This window comes from uncultured Thiothrix sp. (assembly GCF_937876535.1).
In the GTDB taxonomy this organism is placed as follows: domain Bacteria; phylum Pseudomonadota; class Gammaproteobacteria; order Thiotrichales; family Thiotrichaceae; genus Thiolinea.
Genome location: NZ_CALFHZ010000009.1, coordinates 26,157 through 50,869 on the forward strand (window position 1 = coordinate 26,157; position 24,713 = coordinate 50,869).

General features: G+C 45.5%; 19 protein-coding genes. 16 read left to right on the forward strand and 3 right to left on the reverse strand.

Annotated elements, in window-relative coordinates:
• Positions 1-24 precede the first annotated feature (24 nt).
• The 9 genes from Q0230_RS05650 (at position 25) to Q0230_RS05690 (ending at position 14,000) form a co-directional block, all read left to right on the forward strand.
• Entirely contained in the window at positions 25-2,757 is a 2,733-nt protein-coding gene (locus Q0230_RS05650; RefSeq protein ID WP_298608871.1) for a DUF2339 domain-containing protein, read from the forward strand.
• Positions 2,747-4,114 carry a DUF3999 family protein gene (locus Q0230_RS05655; protein ID WP_298608872.1) on the forward strand — a complete coding sequence of 456 codons (1,368 nt, stop codon included), beginning with the start codon at positions 2,747-2,749 and terminating at the stop codon, positions 4,112-4,114. The genes Q0230_RS05650 and Q0230_RS05655 overlap by 11 nt, the downstream gene beginning before the upstream one ends.
• Positions 4,115-4,504: 390 nt before the next feature.
• Positions 4,505-4,870: a response regulator gene (locus Q0230_RS05660; RefSeq protein WP_298608873.1), complete on the forward strand. Its 366-nt coding sequence runs from the start codon at positions 4,505-4,507 to the stop codon at positions 4,868-4,870.
• Between the two features lie 107 nt (positions 4,871-4,977).
• On the forward strand, positions 4,978-5,439 hold the full coding sequence (locus tag Q0230_RS05665; RefSeq protein ID WP_298608874.1) for a chemotaxis protein CheW: 462 nt from the start codon (positions 4,978-4,980) through the stop codon (positions 5,437-5,439).
• Entirely contained in the window at positions 5,436-6,671 is a 1,236-nt protein-coding gene (locus Q0230_RS05670) for an ABC transporter substrate-binding protein (protein WP_298608875.1), read from the forward strand. Before Q0230_RS05665 ends, Q0230_RS05670 begins: the two co-directional genes overlap by 4 nt.
• A complete protein-coding gene (locus tag Q0230_RS05675) occupies positions 6,668-8,518 on the forward strand; it encodes a methyl-accepting chemotaxis protein (RefSeq protein ID WP_298608876.1) in 1,851 nt (616 codons plus the stop codon). The genes Q0230_RS05670 and Q0230_RS05675 overlap by 4 nt, the downstream gene beginning before the upstream one ends.
• Positions 8,519-8,542: 24 nt before the next feature.
• Positions 8,543-11,377: a response regulator gene (locus Q0230_RS05680; RefSeq protein ID WP_298608877.1), complete on the forward strand. Its 2,835-nt coding sequence runs from the start codon at positions 8,543-8,545 to the stop codon at positions 11,375-11,377.
• 26 nt (positions 11,378-11,403) lie between these two features.
• Positions 11,404-12,429 carry a response regulator gene (locus Q0230_RS05685; protein ID WP_298608878.1) on the forward strand — a complete coding sequence of 342 codons (1,026 nt, stop codon included), beginning with the start codon at positions 11,404-11,406 and terminating at the stop codon, positions 12,427-12,429.
• A gap of 101 nt (positions 12,430-12,530) precedes the next feature.
• Positions 12,531-14,000, forward strand: coding sequence for a hypothetical protein (locus tag Q0230_RS05690; RefSeq protein ID WP_298608879.1), 1,470 nt, complete (start codon positions 12,531-12,533; stop codon positions 13,998-14,000).
• Between the two features lies 1 nt (position 14,001).
• Here Q0230_RS05690 and Q0230_RS05695 read toward each other — a convergent pair whose 3' ends face one another.
• Complete coding sequence (locus tag Q0230_RS05695; RefSeq protein ID WP_298608880.1) at positions 14,002-14,316, reverse strand: BolA/IbaG family iron-sulfur metabolism protein; 315 nt, start codon at positions 14,314-14,316, stop codon at positions 14,002-14,004.
• Between the two features lie 79 nt (positions 14,317-14,395).
• On the opposite strand from Q0230_RS05695, the gene Q0230_RS05700 reads away from it, so the two are divergent.
• From Q0230_RS05700 to Q0230_RS05730, 7 genes are all read left to right on the forward strand, one after another.
• Positions 14,396-15,367, forward strand: a complete 972-nt coding sequence (locus tag Q0230_RS05700; RefSeq protein ID WP_298608881.1) for a MoxR family ATPase — start codon at positions 14,396-14,398, stop codon at positions 15,365-15,367.
• Positions 15,367-16,287 carry a DUF58 domain-containing protein gene (locus Q0230_RS05705; protein WP_298608882.1) on the forward strand — a complete coding sequence of 307 codons (921 nt, stop codon included), beginning with the start codon at positions 15,367-15,369 and terminating at the stop codon, positions 16,285-16,287. The genes Q0230_RS05700 and Q0230_RS05705 overlap by 1 nt, the downstream gene beginning before the upstream one ends.
• Complete coding sequence (locus Q0230_RS05710) at positions 16,284-16,781, forward strand: DUF4381 domain-containing protein (RefSeq protein WP_298608883.1); 498 nt, start codon at positions 16,284-16,286, stop codon at positions 16,779-16,781. Before Q0230_RS05705 ends, Q0230_RS05710 begins: the two co-directional genes overlap by 4 nt.
• Positions 16,774-17,760 (forward strand): VWA domain-containing protein, encoded by a 987-nt coding sequence (locus Q0230_RS05715; RefSeq protein ID WP_298608884.1) that lies wholly within the window; start codon positions 16,774-16,776, stop codon positions 17,758-17,760. The genes Q0230_RS05710 and Q0230_RS05715 overlap by 8 nt, the downstream gene beginning before the upstream one ends.
• Positions 17,761-19,545: a VWA domain-containing protein gene (locus tag Q0230_RS05720; protein ID WP_298608885.1), complete on the forward strand. Its 1,785-nt coding sequence runs from the start codon at positions 17,761-17,763 to the stop codon at positions 19,543-19,545.
• Positions 19,545-21,278, forward strand: coding sequence for a BatD family protein (locus Q0230_RS05725; protein WP_298608886.1), 1,734 nt, complete (start codon positions 19,545-19,547; stop codon positions 21,276-21,278). Before Q0230_RS05720 ends, Q0230_RS05725 begins: the two co-directional genes overlap by 1 nt.
• Positions 21,279-21,381: 103 nt before the next feature.
• Complete coding sequence (locus tag Q0230_RS05730) at positions 21,382-22,257, forward strand: helix-hairpin-helix domain-containing protein (protein WP_298608887.1); 876 nt, start codon at positions 21,382-21,384, stop codon at positions 22,255-22,257.
• A gap of 54 nt (positions 22,258-22,311) precedes the next feature.
• Here Q0230_RS05730 and Q0230_RS05735 read toward each other — a convergent pair whose 3' ends face one another.
• Entirely contained in the window at positions 22,312-23,898 is a 1,587-nt protein-coding gene (locus tag Q0230_RS05735) for an OmpA family protein (protein ID WP_298608888.1), read from the reverse strand.
• Positions 23,899-23,935: 37 nt separating this feature from the next.
• A complete protein-coding gene (locus Q0230_RS05740; protein ID WP_298608889.1) occupies positions 23,936-24,628 on the reverse strand; it encodes a hypothetical protein in 693 nt (230 codons plus the stop codon).
• Positions 24,629-24,713: the final 85 nt, after the last annotated feature.

A 24,713-nucleotide genomic window follows, 5' to 3' on the forward strand; every position in this document is an offset into this window, starting at 1 on the left:
TGAAACTATTGACAGGTCAGTACTATGGTTTTCAGTATTTTTCTTCTTATCATTGGTGCCTTGCTCGCCGCTTTTGCAGGGCATTCGCCCTTCACCGGTGGCGCTTTAGGTTTTCTATTCGGCTGGGTCTATAGCTTAAGTTTGCGTATTCATCAGCTAGAAACTCAAATTAAACAAGGAGTTCCTGCACACGAGGAGCCTGCGACCAGTGAGCCAGTGCTTTATGAGCCAGACCCTGTGGCAGCAGCTCCTCCAGTGCCTGTTCCCATACAGGTGTATGCACCCACCGCTGCAACTGAAGCTATACCTAAATCTAATACTGAGCCTGTTTATACAGAAGAGCCTCTGCAAACTCGCATGGCTTTGGAACCTCAGCAGCCTAGTTTTTCCATACTTACCAAGGCTAAGGATTGGTTATTTGGTGGTAATCCCTTTGTACGCTTAGGGGTGGTGATTCTCTTTATTGGTGTTGTCTTCCTACTGCGTTATTCGATTCAGCGTAATCTAGTACCGGTTGAGTTGCGTTTGATAAGTGCTGCCATCAGCGCTTTAGCGTTGTTAGGCTTTGGTTGGAAGTTGCGTGAGCGTGCAGGAGCATACGGCCTGATCTTGCAAGCGGGAGGGGTAGGGCTACTCTATGTGACGGTCTTTGCTGCTTACAGCCTTTATCATTTAATTCCGTCTTTGGCAGCTTTTGCTCTTTTAATGCTATTTGTAGTAGGGGCAACTGCCTTAGCCGTTTTGCAAAATAGTTTGCCGCTAGCTGTATTTGCGACTGTAGGTGGCTTCTTAGCACCGCTATTAACCTCGAGTGGTAGCAATAATTACATTGGCTTATTTAGTTTTTATGCGCTGTTAAATGCGGGTATTTTCGCTATTGCTTGGTTTAAATCGTGGCGTTTACTGAATCTAGTCGGCTTTGTCTTTACCTTTGTGATTGCGGGAATCTGGGGCTGGTTTAGTTATCGTCCTGAAGATTTTTGGCCGACCGAAGGCTTCTTAATTCTATTCTTTCTATTCTATGTTGGTATTTCTATCCTGTTTGCGACCCGCCGACCCTTTAATTTCAAGGATAAAGTCGATGGGACTCTGGTGTTTGGCACCCCAATTATTGGCTTCTGTATGCAAGCGGCTCTGTTTGTACCGTTTGCTGCTGACACCATTCCTAGTTCTTTCCTGACCACTTATGGCCTAGCCGTTAGCACCTTTGTGTTAAGCCTGTTTTACCTAGGTTTAGCCTTGATCATTTGGAAGCGCTATGGGCAGGAGCAGAAATTACTGGCTGAAACCTTTTTAGTGTTAGGTGTTATTTTTGCCAGTTTAACTATTCCGTTTGCGGCGCAAAACTCAGCGATTACCACAGCAGCTTGGGCAATTGAAGGCGCTGGGATTGTGTGGTTGGGGATTCATCAACAGCAATTTATTCAACGCTTAGTTGCAGTCATTTTACAGTTTTTCAGTCTTCTGTTGTTAATCGGTAGCCTCGGCAGTACTTGGTATAGCTATCCGGTGTTCTGGGATACGGCCTCTGTGCAGCCGTTCACTAATGGCTTTTTTGTCGCTAGCAGCTTGATTGCTTTAGCTATGCTAGTGTCAAGTCGCCTGCTGTCTAATGAGTTTGTGGGCAAACGTAGTTTTGAAACTGGTTTAGCGATGAGCTTGTTGATTAGTGCCTTGGTGATGCATTTCATTAGCTTTGAAATCCAAGTGCTGTGGGGCGAGCTTGAGTATGCCTTGCACTGGCATTTACTGTATGCCGCGCTTGTCTGTGGCTTATTGTGGCTGACTGCACAGCAGTATTGGGCTTTACTCAGTTGGGTGTTGCCTTTACCGATGCTGTTAATGGTGTTAGCACTATTCATCAGCTTAGGTAAGCAAACCAGTCTGTTTGCAAACTATGAGTTTGTAGTTTGGCTAGTATTTTTCGGGGCTTGGTATAGCTTGTTAGGCCGTTTAGAACGTCAAGCTTGGTTCCCAACTTGGTTGAAGATAGCGCATAGTTTCAGTTTGTGGGTGCTCGTGTTCTTGTTAACCAATCAAGTGCAAGTCTTACTCGGTGATTATTTCACTTGGCAAAGCGCGTGGAGTGTTGCGACCTTACCCGTGATAGCTTTAGGGATGATCTGGTTTGTGTTGAAGGCACCAGTTTGGCCGTTTAAATCGCAAACTAGTTTATTTTACAGCCTTGCTCTGCCTCTATTTGGCTTGGTAGCTTGGTGGTTCTTAAGTAGCTTAGTGCATGCAGGTAGTGTTGAGCCTTTACCTTGGTTACCTGTCTTGAATCCTTTAGATGTGGTGACTCTATGGATGGTGTTAACCCTAGTCAGTTTAGTCAGGCATTGGCAGAACTTAGGTGGCTTACAAAATTCGATGTTGCTACGTTACAGCCTAATTTTTATCGGTTTCGCATGGCTGAATATAACGATCTTGCGCGCCTTGCATCATTGGTATGGGCTGGCTTGGGAATTCCCTGATCTACTCATTAACCCGATTACGCAAACCACTCTAGCTTTAGTCTGGGGTATTTCTGGCTTACTGCTGACTTGGCGAGGTAATCGGATGGGCAAGCGTGTGTTATGGAGTGCAGGGGCAGTGTTATTAGGTGCAGTGGTCTTGAAATTATTCCTCATTGATTTTGCTTCCTCCGATACAGTTGAGCGCATTATTTCGTTTATCGGTGTGGGGATCTTGTTGCTGTTTATAGGCTATTTAGCGCCTTTACCTCCCGCCCATCAGGAGACTGTCCATGTTAAATAAGTGCTTAAAAAGTTTGGTGCTTGGCTTAGTTTGCTTACCTCTACTGAGTGTAGCCTCTGAACCGGTGTTTCATTACGAAGCACCTTTGACCGAAGGAGCTGGGACTTATCGTCGCGCTGAATTACCGTGGTTTGTGTTGGCAAATTTATTACAAGCCAACCAAGCCGATTTGCAAGTGAGGAATGCGGATAATCAAGCAGTACCCTCACGGATCAGTCCGATTGGCGATCTGCAATTGCAACCGGAAGAGCGTGCCTTAAATTTCTTCCGGGGTGATGATCCAACCCAAGTAGGCGTATTGTTACAATTAGAGCCGACCACGCATAAGCCTAAGCTGGAGCAGCTTGCACTTACGGATCGGTCTTATTTAATTATTCAAAACTCAGAACTTGAGGGGCAACTCTTTAACTTGCAAAGTCTCAAGCTAGCTTGGGATAGCCAAAAACTCAGCCAGTGGCTACCAAAAAATCTCAAGGTAGAAACCAGTGATGATCTGCAAACTTGGCAAGCTGTCAGCACTAAGCGCTTGCCTTATATTTTAAAGGAACAGAATGTTCTGGTTGAAAATCATAGCCTTGAATTTAATCAAGTCATCAAGGCGCGCTTTTTACGCTTATCGGGTGATAATGATTTTGCTCCACTACTCAGTGCTTTGCAGAGCGTAAATGGCTTAGCGCCTGAGCAGTCAATGCAACGGATTGTTTGGCAAGCCGTAGGTTTAACGAGTACGGCTGATCCTCAGCAATTTACCTATCAAATGCCGCCTTCCTTGCCAGTTAAATATTGGCGGATGCGCTTGGATCAGCCCGGTGATCTCTATGCAGGGCAGTTGCAAAGTCGTTATCCGGATGCACGCTATGGAGCTAATACTAAGTACGATACTGTGGTGAGTTTCGTGGATTATCGCTTAAGTTCTGAGCTAGGCGAGTTGCGTGCACCTAGTCAAAGCTTGCCGAATCCTTATGCTTGGTATAGTGATCAATCGATGGAGTGGCGCTGGACTTTTACTCAACCTAAGCCTTTGCCTGTGAATAAAGCGGTGGTCGAGTTTGCTTGGCAGCCTTTGGAAATCAAATTCATTGCTCAAGGTAAAGGTCCTTTCCGCTTAGTCTATGGAAGTCGCGATCCGGTTGAAACAATAGCTTTACCCTTTGATGATACGGATGCCTCGGTAGCAAAGCGCTTTGGTTCAACTACGGTTGAAGTGGGTGCCGAGCACGTGCTAAAACCTTTAGAAAAGCCAATTTCCTACAAACAATGGCTGCCCTATGCTTTATGGAGTGTGTTGATTGCAGCGGTCGCCCTTTTGTTATGGATGGCGCGCAATTTATGGCGGGATTTGAATAAAACGACTTAAGTGAAATGCTGGTGCTAACTCCTATGATTAAAAATAAATCATTTTAAGTGGATAGTGTCACTTATCTTTATAAGTTGCATTTGACGAAATATTGACTATTATCAGTTTGATGTATAGTTAACAAGCAAGTTTTTGTTGGCTATACGCGCAGACTTTGTTGCTAAACGGTTAATAATAACAACTCAAAAACAACCGTTTAGGCCTTGTATCTTCCCCTATATAAGGTTCTGCACTATTTGAGTTGAGTGTAAAACTAGATAGGACTGACTTGATGCAACTGAGATACTTGTTGCTGCCGACTACAATTTATGTGTTTTGCAAACCTGCAAAGCAGTGTGCAGGTTCCCATCTTTTTTTATCCCAAGAATCTATTGATCTAGGTAGAACTCTATGCTGTCTATAAAAACAATTTTGATTGCGGATGATTCCCAAACTGAGCGTCTCCACTTAAGTCGTATTTTACAAGATGCCGGTTATCAGGTGATTGTAGCCACTTCAGGTAACGAAGCTAGAATGTTGGCAGAATCTCATAACCCAGATGTGATTTTTCTCGACATTATCATGGAAGATGGTGATGGTTATCAGACCTGTCGCAATCTACGCCGGAATCCAGCCACTGCTGAGACACCGATTATTATGGTGTCGAGTAAGTCAAATCCAGTTGATATGCAATGGGCTAAAAAGCTAGGTGCAAATCATTATGTTATTAAGCCTTATACCCCAGAAGCTATTTTGTCGCAGTTAACCGCTTTGTAATGGGTGGCTATTTAAAATAAAGCTTAAGAAAAATAAACCAAAACAGTTGTTAGTGAGGGAAGTAAGCAACTGTTGATAATAACTAAATTGGGTAAAGGAGTAGGACGATGGGTCAAACTGCGTTCTCATATAAGGTTGGTGACTATCGCATTTTGTTAGAGGCGGGCATACGTTCTGAAGTGCTAAGCCTTGATACGGTCTATCCTGTGCCCTACATCCCTGATTGGTGTGCGGGGCTTTCTAATGTGCGTGGCGATCTTTGCCCTGTCATTGATATGCATGGTGTTTTGTTTAAGCAACAACGGCCTAAAAAGCAATATCTATTATGGCTACAACATGAGTCTTTTGCTCCAGTCGTGGTTAGTTGTGATGAGCTTCCTAAGCAAATTAATGTGCCTGACGCAAGCGAGCAGAGTGGGAGAGTTCCAGGAATGCCCGGTTGGATTCAGGCCGTTTGGAGTCAAGAAAATACGCTGTTATTAGCAGCGGATCATGGACGTTTATTGAGATTACTAAGTAAAACCAAGCCCAGTGGAACCACAGCCACTGTTAAAGAGACATCAATATGAATAATAAAAAGAGTATCTTGCGGCAGTTAGTTTGGGTAGCACTGTGTGTGTTGCCTTGCTTGGGGCAAGCTGATAGTGCTAATCCCAATGAGATTCGCTTAGCGACTTCTTTGGATTTACAAGGTCAGTCCAAAGGATTGGGGACTGGCATGTTAAGTGGTTTAGAGGCAGCACTAAAAGATAAACAAGTTGGTACCAAGCAGATTAAGTTGTTAAGCGAAAATGATAATTACAGCCCACCAAAAACCGTAGAAGCCGTTAATAAACTGCTAAGTCAAGATGTGTTTGCTTTCGTTGGTAATGTCGGAACACCTACAGCAGTAGCTGCTCTACCTTTATTAGCAGAGAAAAAAGTGCCTGCGATTGGTTTTTTCACAGGTGCTGAATTATTACGTGGTAATCAAGAAGGTGTGATTAATTACCGCGCTAGTTATAGCCAAGAAGTTAAGTCGGTTGTTCAAGAGGCCTTCCAAAACGGCTATGGCCCAGCTTCTATTTGTGCCTATGTACAGGATGATGCTTACGGTCTATCAGGTTTAAAAGGTCTAAAAGATGTGTTAGTGGGTGAGCAGGGTGTGAATTTTATTGCAGAAGCCCTCGATAAAATTTTCCAACAACAAGGTGATGATGCGCAACGTAATGGTATCGGACCTGTGGGTTTTTATAAACGCAATAGTTTAGCGGTACGCGATGCTTATGACTCCATTAAAACATGGGAAGCTAAACAAGGTAGAGCCTGTCGATTCGTCGTTACAGTGGGTTCTTACGAATCGGTAGCACGTTTTATTACTTATGCCCAAAGTAAAAAAGAATCTTGGGTTTATAGCGCAGTCTCTTTTACAGGTGCCGACAATTTACTCCAACAATTATCGAACTTTGGGGTAAAAGACCGTGTATTAATGACACAGGTCGTACCTCCCTTAGATAGTAGTTTACCAATTGTGAATGATGCACGTGCAGCACTAGGGGATAAGTTAGGTTATGTATCTTTAGAAGGCTATATTGTTGGCCGCATGTTACTTAAAGCAATGGACGATGTATCAGCCGCAGGTAAAGAGGTCAATCGCGAGAATGTAGTTGCGGCTTTACGTGGACAACATTTCGATTTAGGCGGCCTACCGCTTGATTTTAGTAATGACAATCAAGGTTCTGATTTAGTCATCACAACAGCGCTAGTCAATAATAAATGGGCGCCAGTAGATAGCGCAACTTGGAAAGGGTGGAGCAAATGAGTGATTTAACAAATAACAAACAGAAAGTAGGCTGGCTAGGCAATATGCCAGTAGCACAGCGGATTTTCTTGTTAGTTTTGATTCCGCTACTTTTATTATTGGTGCTAGGGATGGGGGCGATCTATGTCCTCAATAAGAACCAAACTGTTTTGAAAGATTTAAGTAATCATATCGCCTTGATAGATACAGGAAATAGATTGATTCGTGATACTCAAGATAAACATATCTTGTTGTTGCATGAAGTGGTTTTAGGAACTAAGTCTTGGGAAGAAGGTTTGAAGGAGTTAAAAGCTGCCGAAAAAGACTTCGTTGAAGTGAGTATGCCTCGTTATAAAGTCCTAAAAAGTGCTGATAAATTGGATGATGAAGCCATACGTAAAGAGTTTAACCGTGTACAAGAGCAAATGGATCAATTATTGGTATCTATTAAACGCAGCGCGCATTTATTAGAAGGCCAAGATCGTACCCAACTTGAACTGTATGTACAAAACGACTTAGTTGCTGAAACTCAAGGCTTCCGGGATAAAATTAATGCTCAAGTTGAGGGAGACATTAAACAATCTTACGCCTTGTCGGATAATGCGACTGCGGATGCGCGGTTATTCTTGTTGAGTGCGACCATTTTAATTCTTCTCGGCATGTTGATTGCCTCTATTTTAGGTTATTGGATTTACCGTTCTATCGGTAAACAATTGGGGCGTTTAAATAACACGATTCGTGAAATTGCTGCCGGTGACTTAAATGCACGGGTGGAGTTAGGGGGACGGAGTGAATTAGCAGAGTTAGGTCAAGCCTTTGATGGCATGGTGGAAGATCGTATTGCCACCCAACGTAAAATTAATTCTGAACACCAACAGTTGAATGAATCTGTATTTACCCTGTTAGAAGCAGTTGCTGATCTAAGCGAACGTAACTTAACGGTGCGTGCAAAAGTGACTGAGGATGCAACTGGGCCATTGGCAGATGCGATTAATCAATTAGCGGAAGATACCACCGATGTTCTAAAACAAGTACGTGAAGTGGCTATGTCAGTTGATCGCACCTCACAAGATGTAAACCAACATGCGCTTTCAGTTAATCAGTTAGCTTTGTTAGAGCGTACTGAAGCTGAAGAAACGGCTGAGCAATTAGGCAATATCTTACGGCGGTTGGATTCGATTGCAGCTTCGGCTCAACAAGCTAATCAGGTTGCTGATACCACTTCACAAGCCACTCGGGAAGCGCAAGAATCGGTAGCGCGCACCCTCGCCAGTATTTCTGGGATTCGTGACACTGTCCAAGAAACCGGTAAACGGTTGAAACGCTTAGGTGAACGTTCGCAAGAGATTTCCCGCATTATCGATATTATCAGTAATATCTCCGAACGCACTACCGTGCTGGCTTTAAACGCTAGTATGCAGGCGACTGCTGCGGGTGAAGCGGGACGTGGGTTCTCAGTCATCGCGGAGGAGATTCAGCACTTAGCAGAAAGCTCACGCGAGTCAACCGACCAAATCGGTGCTCTGGTGCGGAATATCCAGCAGGAAGCCAATACAACCATTGCAACTATGGATCAAACTATTTCCGAGGTTGTGGATGGGTCTGCACTGGCTGAGCAAGCGGCAGCACAAATGCAAAGCAGTTTGGATGCAACCAATGAGCTGGTGCAATCGGTTGAAAAGATTGCAGCAGATTCGGCAGAGCAGGTGCAAATCAGCCAAGAGTTACAAACTCGCGCCGAGCGTATCGTTGAAGCGACCCAGTCAACTGGTAAAGAATTGTTATCTTTGACTAGTTTGACAAGCAGCATGGCGGAAGCCGGTCAACGTTTGGTTAAGTCTGTTAACGTATTCAAGCTGGAAGCCTAAGGGTTCTAGTATTAGGAGACCTTGATGGACAATCAGCTTGATCTAGATCGCTTAGCTTTTGCTGAAGAGCTAGAAGAGGTGGCTTTACAGTTATCTATGCTGGATCCCAGCATAGAGACTGCTGTGCAACTTGAGCAAATCGGCGCTGAGTATGAGCGCCTAAGCATGACTGCCGAAATGTATGCTTGGCAGGATGTAGTTGCAGTGGTGAATTGGGTCAGTAGCTCGTTAACCACGAGTGCTGCACCCGATTTATTAGCAGAGGGAAAGTATTTTGGGTGGTTAGAAATGACTGCCCTTGTGTTACGTGAACCAGATGAACTCAGTCATTTGCCGATGCTTATGGCTGAGCTAATGGATGCTAATTGGCCTGAGCCTTTAGAGGCACAATTACTGCAACAATTCTTATTAAATCTACGCGCGAGTGGACAAGAGGACCAGACCGAGGTTGAAGTAGAATCAACAGCATCTACTGAGTTAGCCTTTGCTGCAGATATTCACCCTGAGTTATTGAATGCTTATTTAGCAGAGACTCCAGGGCATATTTCTGAGGCAGCCCGTTTAATTCGCTTGGTTGCCCAAGGTAAGAGTAATCGGGAACAGCAGCGTCATGCCTCACGCTTAGTTCACACTATTAAAGGCTCAAGCGGTGTGGTGGGTGTAGAGCCAATTGCTAATTTTACGCATAAGCTCGAAGACTTATTAGATGCAGCAGCCTTACAAACGGTGCCTGAGGGTTTAGGTGATACTTTAGAGGCCTCTGCAGATTGTTTGGAGGCTTTGTTCGATCATCTCAAAGCAGGTACGGGTCTGCCCGATGTATACGCACAGCTCAATAGTGAGTTAAGCCTTTGGAAACAGCGCTTAGAGCAAGCTGCCGAAGAAGAGGGGATTGAAGAGGAGTTACCTAGCCTTGCGCCAGTAGCCAGTTTACCCAGTTTTATTACTGAACATAAAGTTGAACCCGTTGCGGATGAGTTTGTAGAGGAAAGTGAGGAGCTGCCAGTAGCGCCAGTTATTCCACAAGTAGCAGGTTCAATTATCGTCGGTGAAGAGCGGGTTGCACGCTTACTGAGTTTGGCAGGTGAATTGATTACTTCGAGTAGTCAATCGGCTGAACTCTTGCAGCAATCTAGCCGTATGGGCAAACAAATCTATCAACATGATGAGCAAATTCGTCAGCGCTTAGATGAGTTGGAAACGGCGATTGAGCATCAAGCCCAACGTCAAGCCAAAAGTGTAAAAACCACCCAAAAAGAGGGTCAGACCCTAGATGAATTAGAGCTAGAGTCTTATAGCGACTTGGTCAGTGCAAATAACCTCTTAATGGAAGCGGCTGCCGATAGCCATGAGTTAGTGCAGAACTTGCAACAGTTAATTCGGCGTTTGACGGACGAGCTTTATCAACAACAACGGGTACAACGGCAGTTAAGTGAAGCGGTTCTATCCATGCGCCTCACTCCAGTGAGTTCTTTAGTGCCACGTTTGCAAAGGATTGTGCGTGAGACTTGCCGGAAAACAGGTAAAAAAGCGGAGATTGAAATCCACGGTCAGCACTTACAAGTCGATGCAGATATTCTCAAAGGTGTCACTGATCCTTTATTACACTTATTACGTAATGCAGTCGATCACGGTATCGAGTTGCCTGAAGCGCGGCTAGCGGCAGGTAAAGCTGAAACTGGCAAAATCACGCTGAACTTTGCGCAACGCGGTAATCATATTGCCTTGAGTTTAGAGGACGATGGCGCTGGCATGCAGCTCGATAAAATTCGTGCTCGTGGGATTGAACGTGGCTTAATTCAGGCGGATGCTAAGCTGAGTGAGGAGGCCTTATTACGGCTGGTCATGCAACCCGGCTTTAGTACTCGTGATGAGGTAAGTGAGGTTTCTGGGCGTGGCGTAGGGATGGATGTAGTACAAACCGCAGTGGAAAAGCTACGGGGTACACTCAGTTTAAGTAGTCAAGCTGGGGCTGGTACTAAAGTCGTGCTAGATATGCCACAGACCTTGATTTCAACACATGCTCTGGTCGTGCGTGCAGGTGAGCATTGGGTGGCAGTACCCGCGGATAGTATTGAGCAGGTGTTATATGTCGCTGCCAATGAAAGCATTGATGATCAGGGGACTTGGCGGATTAATACCAACCGCTATAAATTACCCGTAGAACCCTTGGCTCAATTACTGCACTGGCCTGCACCACCTGTAAATATTCAGCAAACCCACACTATGCTTATTATTCGTAGTGAAACGGGTGTCCATGCTTTATATGCAAATGAAGTTCTGCCTTCACGCGATATTGTAATTAAGAGCCTTGCACCGTGGTTGAATTATCTGCCGGGGGTACAAGGTGCTTGTATTCTGGCGAATGGTACAGTGGCTCCTGTCTTAGACATGATTCGTTTAGTACGTGATCTGGAAGATGGCAAGCTTCATTTACAAGCCCCTGATGAAGTCAAAGTTGTTGAGGCAAGTAAAGCAACTTCGACCATTTTAGTAGTAGATGACTCATTGAGTAACCGTAAAGCCTTACGCCTGACTTTAGAGGGTATGGGACATGTGGTGCATACCGCAGTTGATGGTTTAGATGCCTTGCAGCTCATGAATAATACACCCGTTGACATGGTACTAACCGACATGGAAATGCCACGCATGAATGGTTTGGAAATGACCCAAGCGATTCGGATCTGGCCAGAAATGAAAGATTTGCCCGTCATCATGATTACTTCACGTAGTACGCGCAAGCACCGTGATTTGGCAGAGCAGGCCGGTGTCGATGGTTATTTAACTAAACCCGTACAAACAGCAGCCTTACAGGAACAAATACAAAAATGGCTAGATACGCAGTTGGCGATTGCATAAGTGTTTCTTCAGGAGTAAATGGAGCGATGGCTCAGGATCATACAGTAGGGGTTTGCCTCTACAAGCTGGATGCACGCGAAGAAGCGGTACTAAAGCGGGTCGTGACGTTTAGCGGCGCACAGGGACGGCACTATGTATTAGCTGAGTTAGCAGAAGCTCAATTAGTAGTGGCAAGTAATAACACAGTAGTAGACCTAGCTGATATGCATACAGGAGCGATGTTAATCCGGATTGCTGATCAGGATAGCGAACAGCCTTATGATGTCTTAATGCAGCGCCCCTTGTTAGTGACCCGCGTCATGCGTAGCTTAGATGATGCGCGTAAACTATGGGCAGATAGTTTGGTGGTCGCCGCGCCAAAGACTACAGAGTCAGTGCATTTAAGCGTAGTTGAATCGACTCCTATTGCTCCTATTGAGCCAGCACTAGTGATTCAAGAGCCTGTTCAGCCAATGGTTGATTTAGTGTTGCCACCTTCTGAGCCAAGTGCTGAACTAACTATTGCATCAGTTGAAGCGCAGCCAGCAGTGCAAGCAGAGGTTTCCGCCTCTCCGCAAAGCACTGAATTGCCCATTGCCTCAGTGGTAGAGCAAGCAGCTTCGGTTATCGCAACGATTACACCAACTAGTCAGCCTCCAGCCGATTTAGGCGGTGAATATCAGCATCGTGCTTTAGTGGTGGATGACAGTGCAGCGATCCGTAAGCAATTAGAGTTAGAGTTACGGGAGGCAGGGATTGCTTCTGACTTCGCAGAAACAGGCGAAGAGGCTCTGCAAAAGGTCGCAGGTCATACGTATGATTTAGTGTTTTTGGATATTATTATGCCGGGCATTGATGGTTATGAAACCTGTCGGCAAATGCGTATGCGTAAAGAAATGAAAAAAACACCGATTATTATGCTGAGTGCTAAAACTTCACCCCTAGATGAAGTTCAAGGTGTTATTGCTGGTGCCTCCACTTATCTGACCAAACCAGTAAAAAGTGATCAACTACAAAAAACCCTGAAACGGGTGGCGATGTGGCTTGATAATTTCCAACAAGCACGCTCTTAGAGCGTGCTGAATTCAGTGCAAGTTTAACTAGGGTATTATATAAAAATTAGCAAAAAAAGAAGTGTTTAGCTGGACCCAACCCAAACCCACGGGGGCACATAATGAAAATAATAATACGCAACCGACCTATTCTATTAATCTCTCAAGTTTTATTAGCCAGCTACTTGCCCATACAGTTGAACACGGCGCAAGCAGCTAATGCGGCTTTAACGGAAGCACCTCCACCTTGGGCAGCGCGTCAAGATGCACAAGTAGCTACACCCTTACCTGCAAAGGCAGCCATCCAAGAAGTTGCTAGTGAAGTAACAGGGGCAGAGGCTACTGAAACTCTGCGTCAAGCTAGAGCACAAACCACCAACACCAATAATAACAGCATCGAACAATGGTATGCCCAGCGTCAGAATTATGCTGCACCAGCAAAATCAGCGCCTGAACTAAAAGCTAAGGCTACGCAAGGTGATCTAAACGCTCAATACGCTTTGGCATTACAACTACGTCAAGATCCTAGCCCTGAAAATATTGCTGAATCTCTTAAGTTACAGGAAAAGGCGGCGCGTGGTGGGCATGTGGAAGCTCAATATGGTCTAGGCGTGCTGTATAGCAATGGTCAATACCTCGCCCAAGACCAGCGTTTAGCTAATTTTTGGTATACCCAAGCAGCCAAGCGCGGGAGTGAGGCTGCGAAGTTAGCTTTAGGCAGCTTACCGACTCAAACGGCTGTTCCTGTTGCTAGAGCAGCACGGGCACCTCAAACGGTAGCTCTAAGTCCCACTACTAATGAAGTAGCTCAAGTTACAGCTGTCCATCATAATGACAGTATGTTTGCTGCAGGTGAGCCAACAGCCAGTTCTGATGTACCAACGATGTCAGCAGAAGAATATGCCGCTTTAGAAACAGATACGGCTACTTCTCAAGAACCCACAATGACTGTCCCTGAAGCGAGTGACCCAGCGCCAGCATCAGTTAGTCGGCAAGCACGTCAACGCCAAGCTTCTGTAGCTGCGCCAGTTGCTACGGTTCCAGCAGTGGAGCTTGCACAACCAGCTGAAGGTGCGGCTGGTGCTGAAGGCGCACCTGAGCTAGCTGCAGAACCAGAAGCGGGTGATATTTCTGTTGAGCACAATGAGTCTAAAGTCGATTTAGGTAATATGAGTGTACAAGAGGTAATCAATACCGCGCAGAAAGGTGATATGTATGCCCAACTGATGCTGGGTGCCTTATTTGAGGATGGGACTGATCCTGCTATTCCTCAAGATATTAAAGAAGCAGCGAAATGGTATGCAAAAGCTGCTAAGCAAGGTTACCCCAAAGCTCAGCACAATTTAGCGCTATTGTATGAAGATGGGCGCGGCGTGCCACAAAGCTATACAGAAGCTGCCAAATGGTATGCAAAAGCAGCAAAAGCGGGTTTTTCAGAAGCCCAGAACAATTTAGCCGTGCTGTATATAATGGGTAATGGTGTCAAACAAGACCGCGCACAAGCTGAAAAATTGCTAACGGCTGCGGTTGGGCAAGGCAATGAAAATGCCCGCCGCAATCTACAAAAACTCTTAGAGGGTGCAGCTAGCTAAATCAGCTAGCTTTTGAGCCACCCATACATAGCGGGGAGTCGGCCACGGCTCCCGCCCGCTTAAAATACTCATCAGGTGTCAAAGTGTGTAAAGCTAGCGCATGAATCGAGCTTAATTCAGTTGCTAAGGCTTGATTGACTAAACGGTGGCGAGCAACCAAGCGCTTGTCAGTAAATTGATCACTCACAATAACTGCTTTAAAATGCGATTCGGAGCCGGGCGGGACATTGTGTAGATGACTTTCATTAATAACTTCTAAGATTTCAGGGCTAAAAGCTTGTCGGAGCTTTGCCTCAATCTGTCCTTGCATGCTCATAATCATTTCCTTTTGGTAACTTGAATCTGCTTTAATACCAAGTATATTTCATCACATTTTAATAAAGACGCTGGCGAGCATGAACCAAAAACAAAATTTTGACAAATTGGCGCGTTATCTAGAACGGAAAATTGTTGGCCAAAAATCTCTGATTAATCGTCTCTTGATTGCTTTGCTGGCTGATGGCCATTTGTTGGTGGAAGGTGCTCCGGGTTTAGCAAAAACGCGTGCCATTCAAATGCTTGGGCAGGGTATGGAAGGTAGCTTCCATCGCGTGCAGTTTACGCCTGATTTATTGCCTGCCGACATTACCGGTACGGAAGTATTTCATCCCAATGATGGAACTTTCAAATTCCAGCAAGGACCTTTATTCCACAATCTAATTCTGGCGGATGAGATCAATCGTGCACCTGCTAAAGTGCAATCTGCTTTATTGGAAGCGATGGCAGAGCGGCAAATCACGGTTGCAGGCACAACCTGGAAATTACCTGATCCTTTCTTGGTGATGGCTACACAAAACCCGATTGAGCAGGAAGGCACTTATCATTTACCAGAAGCGCAATTAGACCGCTTCTTGATGCATGTTTTGGTTGATTATCCAACGGCTGAGGAAGAGCGCCTAATCCTATTGTTAGGGCGAAAAGAGGCGATGGAGGATGTGAAGCGCGAGAAATTGATCGAAGAGCCGATTGTTGGCCCTGAAGAAATTCGTGCTGCTCGCCAAGAAGTGCTGACTATTTATATGGCAGAGAATATTGAGCAATACTTATTGCAGCTGGTTCTCGCTACCCGCCATCCTGAACGCTATGGTAAATCTTTAACTGGCAGTATTGCTTATGGGGCGAGTCCACGGGCAACTTTAGCTTTAGATCGTTGTTCGCGTGCGCATGCTTGGCTAGCTGGGCGTGATTTTGTTAGCCCCGAAGATGTGCAGGCAGTAGCCCATGATGTCTTACGCCATCGGTTATTATTAACCTTTGAAGCAGAAGCAGATGGGATGAGCGCAAATCATCTGATTGATGAACTCTTAGCCTTAGTAGCAGTGCCTTAATGCGTCCCGGTGATGGTTTAGTTTATAGCTCTTTGCAGTCCTTAATTAGGCTGCAAACTCAAGTGCGTACTTTAAATCTAGCCAAACGGCATGTGCGTGCTCGGCAAGTGGGTTTGCATCGTTCGGTATTTAAAGGGCGTGGGATGGATTTTGCAGAATCACGGCCTTATCAACCGGGCGATGATATACGCACTATTGATTGGCGAGTCACTGCTCGTAGCGGCAAAGTGCACACCAAAGTTTTCCAGGAGGAACGCGAAAAGCCAGTATTAATTTGGCTGGATCTACGGCCTTCAATGTTTTTTGCGACTCAAGGACGCTTTAAAAGTGTAGTAGCAGCAGAAACCGCTGGGCTTTTGATTTGGAAAACCCTTTCAGAGGGTGATCGTGCGGGTGGCATTCTGCAAGAGGCTAATGAGCATTTTGAGTTCAAGCCCTCACGTAGTCGCAGTTCAGTGCTAGGTTTTATGCGTGCACTGACTGAAGCGACTCAGCAAGAAAATACGCAGCTTGCCATGACCGATCCAAGTTTATTACAAGACAGTTGGCGGCGCTTAAGACGGGTTACTGAATCGGGTACGCAAGTCTTTGTAGTGAGTGATTTTCGCCAAGCCAATCCAGAGGCTTTACAACAACTTGCGATGATTCATCGGCAAGCGAGCATTACTTTGGTGATGATTCGTGATCCCTTAGAAGATCATCTGCCACCGCAAGGTGTCTTGCGCGTTACCGACGGTAGACGCAGTTTGTGGGTTAATCTCAAACAGAAAGTTTGGCGACGGGATTATCATGAGCGCCAACGTCAAGCTCAAGTTTCGTTGCAAGAGTTTGCGCGTAAGCATCGGATTCCTTTAATTCAATTATCCACTCGCGACACTACGAATGAGCGTTTACTAAAGCTGGTCAGGGGGATGCGATGAATCCTAATGATTTGCCGTTGCGTGATATTCATTTACCACCGGACATCGGTTGGTGGCCTTTAGCTTGGGGTTGGTGGCTATTGATAGGCTTAGTTCTACTTGGCTTAGTCACTTTGGTCTGGTGGTTATTGAAACGTCCGACTAGTCCAAAACGGATTAATTTGTCTGCGCAATCATCTGCTTTGCAGGAGTTAACCCGGATTGAGCAGCAGTATAAAAATGATCCTTTAGGCTTAGTGCGTGAGTTATCCGTCTTATTGCGCCGGATTGCGATTAGCTTATATGGGCGGCGCAGTGTCGCGGGTTTAACGGGCTTAAGTTGGTTGCAGTTTTTAGATCAGCAAGGTGGCACACCAGTGTTTAGTCAGCGCTTTCAACAAGCTTTAACTGAGCTACCTTATCGTGCGCAAGGTAGTGCAGATGTGAGTACTTTAGTGCAAGAGGTGCGTCAATGGTTAAGTGCACAAGCTTCGGCAGGTAAGCAACATGTATGAGTTTACTTGGTGGTGGCTATTTGCTTTGTTGCCTTTGCCTTGGCTGATTCGGGTGCTATGGCGGCCTGTTAAACAACAGGTGGGTGTAGCGCTAAAAGTCCCCTTTTTACAAGATTTTCTGCAAGGTGAAGCTGCCTCAGAAAAGGCTTGGGTCTCTTGGTTAGCTTTGATTCTCGCGTCTGTAGCTTGGTTATTTTTGGTAACTGCAGCAGCCCGTCCGATTTGGGTGGGGGAAAGCGTGGCTTTGCCAGTTTCAGGGCGCGATTTAATGCTGGCAGTCGATCTGTCCGGCAGTATGCAGGAACAGGATTTCTATCTGAATAATCAAGTGGTTGACCGTTTAGTTGCTACTAAAGTGGTGGCTGGGGATTTCATTCAAAAGCGTAATGGAGATCGCATTGGTTTAATTGTATTTGGGGATCAAGCTTATCTCCAAGCTCCCTTGACCTTTGATCGGGTGACGGTTCACACCCTATTGAATGAAACGGTAATCGGCTTAGCAGGTGAGCGGACTGCTATTGGTGATGCGATTGGCTTAGCCATTAAGCGTTTACAGGATAGCCAAGAAAAAAATCGGGTGTTGATTCTGATGACTGATGGGGCAAATACCGCCGGTTCAGTTAGCCCTGCCGCCGCTGCAGAAATGGCGGCAACGGCTGGCTTAAAAATTTATACCGTCGGGATTGGCTCTGAAGGACCTCAAGCGCGCAGTATTTTCGGGATTCAATTAATGAATCCGGCGGCAGAGATTGATGAAGAATCATTGAAGATGATCGCTAGCAAAACGGGGGGGCAATATTTTCGGGCGCGTGATACCGAGGAGTTTCAACGGATTTATGCGGAATTGGATCGTTTAGAGCCTGTTGAACATGAAGCTGAAGAATGGCGTCCTCAGCAAGAGTTATTTCGCTGGCCTTTAGGTTTGGCTTTTATGCTCGGATTCTTTGCTTTTGTCGTGCGTATGGAGGCTTTGGCCTAAATGGCGGATTTTCATTTTCTTTACCCGCATGCCTTTTGGTTTTTGTTGCTCTTACCGCCCTTATGGTTTTGGATTCTGCGGCGACGGAAGCAACAAAGTGGTTGGCATGATTTAGTTGACCCTGCCTTAGCTCCTTTTGTATTAACAGGGCGCGAGCGGCGGCAAAGTTTAGCTCCTTTGATTCTATTTTCCTTAATTGCACTCTTAAGCATTCTGGCCTTGGCGGGGCCTGCTTGGGAAAAGAAAGAAGTTCCGGTGTTTCGCCAGCAGCAGGCACTGGTGATTGCTTTAGATTTATCCGCATCCATGTATGCGCAGGATTTATCGCCCAATCGTTTGGAGCAAGCGCGTTTTAAAGTGATGGATATTCTGCAAAAGCGCAAAGGTGAACAAACTGCTTTAGTGGTCTTTGCTGGCGATGCTTTTCCGGTATCGCCTCTGACGGATGATATTAAAACCATCGAAGCACAAATGAAAAATCTCACGCCAGATATTATGCCAGTGCAGGGTGGGGCTTTAGGTTTAGCGATTGAACGCTCGCTCGAATTGCTGCAACAAGCCGGTGCTAAAACCGGCAATATTCTATTAATCACCGATGGTATGACGGATGATACCCAAGCTTTAAAAGCGGCTCAGACTGCTGTGGCTCAAGGGGTGAATGTTTCAGTTTTAGGTATTGGTTCAGTTGCGGGTGCTCCGATTCCGTTAGCGAATGGTGGTTTCCTGCAAGATGCTCAAGGCAAAACGGTCATGCCAAAATTAGATGCTGCAAGCCTAACAGCCTTAGCTCAAGCTGGTAATGGTGTTTATGTCACCGCAGGTATTGGAGATGCTGATGTCAATCGTTTGGCCAATGCTTGGGAGAGTAAGGTTGGCGAGCAGAATTTAATTTCGGGTGGGCAACGCCAAGTAGATACTTGGGTCAATGCAGGTGTTTGGTTAGTGCTAGGCATCTTGCCTTTGGTCGCTTTGCTGTTTAGGCGTGGCTGGCTGTTGTCTTTCAGTTTAGTGGTTATCTGTTTGCCACAGGCACAGCCCGTCCAAGCCAGTGTCTGGAATGATTTGTGGGCGACTCCAGATCAACAAGCTCAAGCGGCTCTACAAGCAGGGCAAACTAAAGAGGCCAGTGAATTATTTGAAAATCCTAACTGGAAAGCCGCAGCTGCTTACAAGTCTGGTAATTTTGAGCAAGCGGCTAAACTCTATTCAACCGATCAAACGGTAGAAGGGCTCTATAATTATGGGAATGCGTTAGCGCGGTTAAATAAGCTGGAAGAGGCGATTAAAGTTTATGAACAAGTCTTAGCTCAAAACCCAAAACATGAAGATGCGCGCTATAATCGAGACTTACTCAAGAAAAAATTAGAGGAACAACAGCAACAAGGTTCACAAGACCAAAAACAGAATCAAGGCCAGCAAAATCAACAAAACCAACAGCAATCTGGTCAAAATCAGCAGTCTGAGCAACAGCAGCAGAATCAGCAAAACCAACAAAGCCAAGCTCAACAGCAACAGGCACAAGCTCAACAAGAACAAGCTAAACAACAGCAAGCACAACAAGCCAAAGCTGAGCAGCAAAAACAGCAGGAAGCAGAAAAAAATGAGGCGGAACAGCAGCAAGCCCAAGCTGAAAGTGCGCAAATGGACCCGAAAGCAGCTGAGCAACAACAAGCTACTGAGCAATGGTTACGACGGATTCCAGATGATCCAGCAGGGCTATGGCGGCGCAAGTTTCAATATCAATATCAACAACGTGCGCATCCAAACCAAGGAGATGCTTGGTAATGTCTGTGTCTAAGTTTATTGCACTCCTCCTGCTGTGCTGGAGTTTAAGTTGCAGCGTATTTGCAGCGGGTGTGCAAGTGCAGCTTGAGCGTGATACGGTCCAAGTCGGCGATGATTTCACCCTGACCTTTTCGACTGATCAAGCTCTGACTAGTAATCCTGACTTTACCCCTCTGAATAAAGACTTTCAGGTCACTGGCACTTCAACTAGCACTAATGTCCAATATATTAATGGGCAAATGAGCCAACAAACCGGTTGGATTGTGAGCTTATTTGCGAATCGTGCAGGTAATTTACAAATTCCCAGCATTAACTTTGGTAGTGTCAGTAGTGAGCCAGTCACTATTCAAGTCCTTGACCAAGCTGTCGCTGATCCTAAGGGAAATGCCAATAACGATATTTTGGTGGAGTTGACCGCAGATCCCCCTAACCCTTATGTGCAACAACAAGTGATTGTCACCCAGCGTTTATTGCATGTTGTCCCGTTATTGCCAACGCGCGCGAGCATGTCGCATCCAGAGCTTGAGAAAGGCAAAGGTTTGATTCAGCAGTTGGGCACTACGAAAAGTGGGGTGATTAATCGCAATGGTGTGCGTTATAACATGATTGAGCGTCGCTATGCCGTGTTTCCGCAAGTGAGCGGCGAGTTGACCATTGGCCGCACGGTTTTCCAAGGTGCTTTAGATGATCGGCGATCGCGGCAAATAGACCCTTTTGGGCTTAGTGGCAAGCAAGTACGCCGCTTTTCCACTCCTTTAGTCATTAATGTACAGCCGCATCCGCAAGTACAGAGCACTTGGCTACCTGCGAATAGCCTGACCTTGAATGCTCATTGGGAGCCAGTGAATAAAACCCTTAAAGCTGGCGAACCAGTCACCTTAACTATTGCAATTATTGCGGACGGCTTGATGGCTGAGCAGCTACCGGCTTTAGATATTAAGCCGCCGATGGGAATCAAGGGCTATGCCAATCAACCAGAGTTTCGTAATGATTTAGGTGGCTCGAGCGTAATTGGAATGCGCGAAGAGAAATGGGTTTTGATGGGGACTGCGGATGGCAGCTATGTCTTACCAGAAATTAAAATTGATTGGTGGGATTTAAAAGCTAAAAAAATGCAGACCGCACGGATTGAGCCAACACCACTTAAAGTGACGGGAGTTGGGCAAACCAATCCGAAGAATGATCCAAATGCAGCGGCAGTCACGCCAGCGAACCCATCTGCTGAGCCTGCAAATAGTTTACTGAATCCTGCTGAGCAAACGGTGCCTTCTAGTCAGACACAAACAGAGAGTAAAGCCTTCAGCCAGCAACAGTGGTTATTGATGATTGCAGTCGCTTTAGGTTTAGCCATTTTGGCTGGTTTATGGTTCTGGCTGAAGCAAGGAAAAGGGAAAACGCAAGCCGTTAACACAGCAGCACCGAGTCGTATCAGTCCCTTAAAAGCCTTACAAACAGCTTGTCAGCGTAATGATGCTCAGGCAGCTTTTCAAGGCTTGCAAGCTTGGATTCGTGAGGATTTAAAGCTTTCGCCTGCAACGATTGCAAGCTTAAGGACTCAGGCCGATTTACCCCTTAAGCAAGCCTTGGATGATCTCAGCACCGTTTTGTATGCTTCTACTACGCATGTTTGGGATGGACAGGATTTATGGAAAGCAGTGGAGCATTATCAACAGGTTGACACTCCAATACTGCCCCCCCAGGCTCAAGGTCTTGCAGACTTATATCCGAATTAACAGTTTGTGGGAGAAATTGGCTTTTTTTTATAATTTCTGCAAACTGTAGCCTCAGGCATTTTCTACAATAATAACTATTAAATATCCTAAGGAGTTTAGGCTTATGACATTATCACTTTCTGCTGTTAAATATGTTGGCCCCGCTATGCAAACCCGCTTGGAGTCAAATGGGATTAAAACGGTTGAGCAACTAGCGACTATGACTGAACAAGAGTTAGCTGATATTCCAGGCATTGGTGCAAGTACCGCTGTGGGGATTATCGAAAGTGCGAAGGCACTAATAGCTAAATCAGAGTCTAGTTCTGAGCCAGAAGCTATTGTTACTAACGCCATAGAAGACCAGGCTGAGACTGCTACAACGCCTGCAGAAGGTGCTATAGAAGTTAACGAAGAAACAGAGCTTAAACCAGCTACTAAACCGAAAGCCCCTGTAACTAAACGCCCAAGTCGTGCTAAAACTATTACTGCTAAAAAAACCACAAATGAGGCTACACCTGCTGATAGCGCTGCAACTACTGACGCTGCTCCTAAACCAGCTAGCACTCGCTCAAGAGCTAAAAAGCCTGTAGCAACTGAAACTAAACCGACTGAAGTAACAAGCGCTAATGAAGCTAAGCCAGCTGCACCTAAAAGAACGCGTACTAAGGCAGAAGCTAAGCCAGTTGCGGTAAAGACAGAGTCATCGGCTATAACTCCTAACGAATCGACAAAAAAAGCGCCTAGTGGCAAAAAAGCAAAAAAATTGGCTAAAGCTGAAAAAGAGAGTGCTAAAGAGAAAGATAAAGTGAAGCGAGAAGCAGAGAAACAATTAAAGAAAGCGAAGAAAGTCGTTGAGAAAGAGCGTAAAAAAGAAGAAAAGTCTTTAAAGAAAATTGCGGAAAAAGAAAAGAAAGAAAAAAAATTAGCTGATAAAGCGGCAAAGAAAATCGTCAAGAAAGCCAAGAAAGCTGCAAAATCAGCTGGTGCTAAAGTTAAGTAATTACAGTTGTTAGCTACCCGCTAGTGAGTAGCTAGCGGGGTTTTAGTGGATGTTTTACTGGCAGGTTTGCTTACGAAACTCTACTCGTCGGTCAACAGCATCTCGAAAATCATCTGTTCCTGTACCTACAATATTCTCATGAAAGCCTTTACCTTCGGCCTGAGTGCGCGTACCTGCAAGAGGCTGTTTAGTAGCCATTGCTTGACGAATAACCGTGGCTCGTGCGGTAGAAAGTTTCAAATTATATTCTTCAGAACCTGTATGGCTGCTATGGCCTACCACTAAGAGGCAGCGTTGTTGGTATTTTAGATAATCCGCGATTTCCTCGGTCCATACTTGATATTGGCTACTTAAAAAGTCCCCACCTGCAAATTTGGTCGAATCGACCGCAAAAAGAATTTTGAAAGTAAGCATATTGCTACGGTTAAAACCATATTTGAGGAGATCCGCAAAGGCGACACGTGCCTCAGCATGACGATTCATCCGCAGCAAGGATAAATAACGACCCGCTAGAGTACGTAAGCTCATACCATTTTTAGTACTTTTGGCAGCCTCATAGAACTCCAATGCTTTAGCGTATTGAGCGTTTGCATAAGCTTTGGCTGCATCGGCCAAGATAGCCTCTAATTGCAAACGAGCTTGGTAGTTAGGGCGCTGCATTTCTTGACGTAAATCGAAGCCTTTTGTGTTCGGGTTAAGCGGTTCAGTGTAAACCGGGCTATCTTTTGACTCAGCTGTTAAAGCATAGGGGAGACCTTGCGCCAATACTTTATTTAAACCATGTGCTAATAGGCGTCCCGTTTTGGCATCGCGTAACCAGACATTCAGATCATACACTTGACCTTCGCTGCTCTTGTCAATTGTTAAGGCACTGTGAACCACATAATGCGCTGGTGGCAATGTGCTTTGGGAAATGGCTGCAATTTTTAAACCAGTACCTTGCTTTTGCAGTTGAGTTTGCAGGTCACCTGTTAAATTCAAATTCTCCTTCGAGTTAGCATCAAACATCGGTACTAAGACAATTTGAGTACTCGCCAATTGGCTACGCCACGAGCGATCTTTATTTGCCGCTTCTAGGACTAAGTGGCTAGTTTCTTGTAAAGCAAGGAGCCAAGGCTGTGGTTCAGGATTAAAGCTTAAGCTGGGTTTGCTGGCCGGATTATCAACACGAATCGCTGAGCTAACTGTGGAGAGCCGACGTTTAGATTGTGGCTCGATCATCCACATGCTGAGCACCACCTTTTCCTTACCATGCTCTTCGGTCATTAACATGGAGCTATGCAACTCATAATTAGCTTGAGTTTGGCCTTGTGTTTCTAAGTTCACTAAGTGAAGACCTTTGAAGCTGGGCGCTTGTTGTTGTAAATAGGGAAAAATTTGCTTGGTGGGTTCTAAGATTTTTTTGGTGTTTTCTTGAAAAGTGGGTAATACCAAAATACGGGTTGATAAGACCTCACTACGCCAGCCCCGTTCTTGTTGGACGAGGGTAAATAAATGTTTGGCTCCACGTTCGGTCGCTTTCTGTAAAGACACCGGTTGGGTTAGCTCTAATAAAATAGGGGCTTGGATAATAGTTGTGGTACAAGCTGCCAGCACAAAAAATGCCAGCAGTAATAGCATCATTTTTTTCCTAAATGACATGAAATCACCTTGATTGTGAGCCGTGCAACGCAAGCCGCTATTGCAAGGGAATACCTAAAGACTGCTCTAGTAGTCGGTAATCATTCGTGCTTCCCCGCTCGTTTTTAGCAGCTTCTAGTGGCCTAGCTTCAGTTTGCACAGACCTTTCAGAAGTAGTACGAGCTACTGGGCGACTTGGGCGTGGAGATTCACTGACTGTTTGGGGTGATTTAACGGGTTTATTGTGGATGCTTGGAGCTGCAACTGGATAGTTGCGATTATTCTGCTGATTTTTGGTATTAGCTTGATTTATTGATGAGTTGGATTGGCTCTTTGCAGTAGTCGATTCTGCGGGCTTTTTAGCAGTTTTAGTAGGCCGTATAGGTGCTAAGGTTTCCGATCTATTTAAGGGTTTAGATGTAGTAGTGGAGGGTTTAAGGTCAGGTTTAATGAGGGTGTCTGTAGAACTCGTAGGTTTTTCAGGGCTTGTATCACTGGGCAATTCAGCGGTGAGTGGTAACGGCAAATTTGTACTTGAGCTAGGTGGCAATGCTTGAGGTTGTACCATCGGCGCTAGAGGTAATAAAGGCACTTGTCCCGCTTTAAAGTTCAAGTGTTGCCATTGGCTAATCAGGTTGCCAGTAAGAAAGCCTGCCAAGAGGGCTACAGGTAATAAACCCAATACCCAAAACAAGATCGCTTGCCACGTAAAACGTTGGGGATTTTCACGTTTAATAATAAGCTTAGGCATGCTGACCCTAATGAGCGTGCAAAACTACAAGCGCTCACAGTAACCTTAAGCCTAGACAGATTCAGGTAATAAGCGGATAAGCCTC

Coding starts and splice junctions, on each gene's coding strand:
- Q0230_RS05650 (WP_298608871.1), top strand. CDS start 25: ATGGTTTTCAGTATTTTTCTTCTTATCATTGGTGCCTTGCTCGCCGCT.
- Q0230_RS05655 (WP_298608872.1), top strand. CDS start 2,747: ATGTTAAATAAGTGCTTAAAAAGTTTGGTGCTTGGCTTAGTTTGCTTA.
- Q0230_RS05660 (WP_298608873.1), top strand. CDS start 4,505: ATGCTGTCTATAAAAACAATTTTGATTGCGGATGATTCCCAAACTGAG.
- Q0230_RS05665 (WP_298608874.1), top strand. CDS start 4,978: ATGGGTCAAACTGCGTTCTCATATAAGGTTGGTGACTATCGCATTTTG.
- Q0230_RS05670 (WP_298608875.1), top strand. CDS start 5,436: ATGAATAATAAAAAGAGTATCTTGCGGCAGTTAGTTTGGGTAGCACTG.
- Q0230_RS05675 (WP_298608876.1), top strand. CDS start 6,668: ATGAGTGATTTAACAAATAACAAACAGAAAGTAGGCTGGCTAGGCAAT.
- Q0230_RS05680 (WP_298608877.1), top strand. CDS start 8,543: ATGGACAATCAGCTTGATCTAGATCGCTTAGCTTTTGCTGAAGAGCTA.
- Q0230_RS05685 (WP_298608878.1), top strand. CDS start 11,404: ATGGCTCAGGATCATACAGTAGGGGTTTGCCTCTACAAGCTGGATGCA.
- Q0230_RS05690 (WP_298608879.1), top strand. CDS start 12,531: ATGAAAATAATAATACGCAACCGACCTATTCTATTAATCTCTCAAGTT.
- Q0230_RS05695 (WP_298608880.1), bottom strand. CDS start 14,316: ATGAGCATGCAAGGACAGATTGAGGCAAAGCTCCGACAAGCTTTTAGC.
- Q0230_RS05700 (WP_298608881.1), top strand. CDS start 14,396: ATGAACCAAAAACAAAATTTTGACAAATTGGCGCGTTATCTAGAACGG.
- Q0230_RS05705 (WP_298608882.1), top strand. CDS start 15,367: ATGCGTCCCGGTGATGGTTTAGTTTATAGCTCTTTGCAGTCCTTAATT.
- Q0230_RS05710 (WP_298608883.1), top strand. CDS start 16,284: ATGAATCCTAATGATTTGCCGTTGCGTGATATTCATTTACCACCGGAC.
- Q0230_RS05715 (WP_298608884.1), top strand. CDS start 16,774: ATGTATGAGTTTACTTGGTGGTGGCTATTTGCTTTGTTGCCTTTGCCT.
- Q0230_RS05720 (WP_298608885.1), top strand. CDS start 17,761: ATGGCGGATTTTCATTTTCTTTACCCGCATGCCTTTTGGTTTTTGTTG.
- Q0230_RS05725 (WP_298608886.1), top strand. CDS start 19,545: ATGTCTGTGTCTAAGTTTATTGCACTCCTCCTGCTGTGCTGGAGTTTA.
- Q0230_RS05730 (WP_298608887.1), top strand. CDS start 21,382: ATGACATTATCACTTTCTGCTGTTAAATATGTTGGCCCCGCTATGCAA.
- Q0230_RS05735 (WP_298608888.1), bottom strand. CDS start 23,898: ATGTCATTTAGGAAAAAAATGATGCTATTACTGCTGGCATTTTTTGTG.
- Q0230_RS05740 (WP_298608889.1), bottom strand. CDS start 24,628: ATGCCTAAGCTTATTATTAAACGTGAAAATCCCCAACGTTTTACGTGG.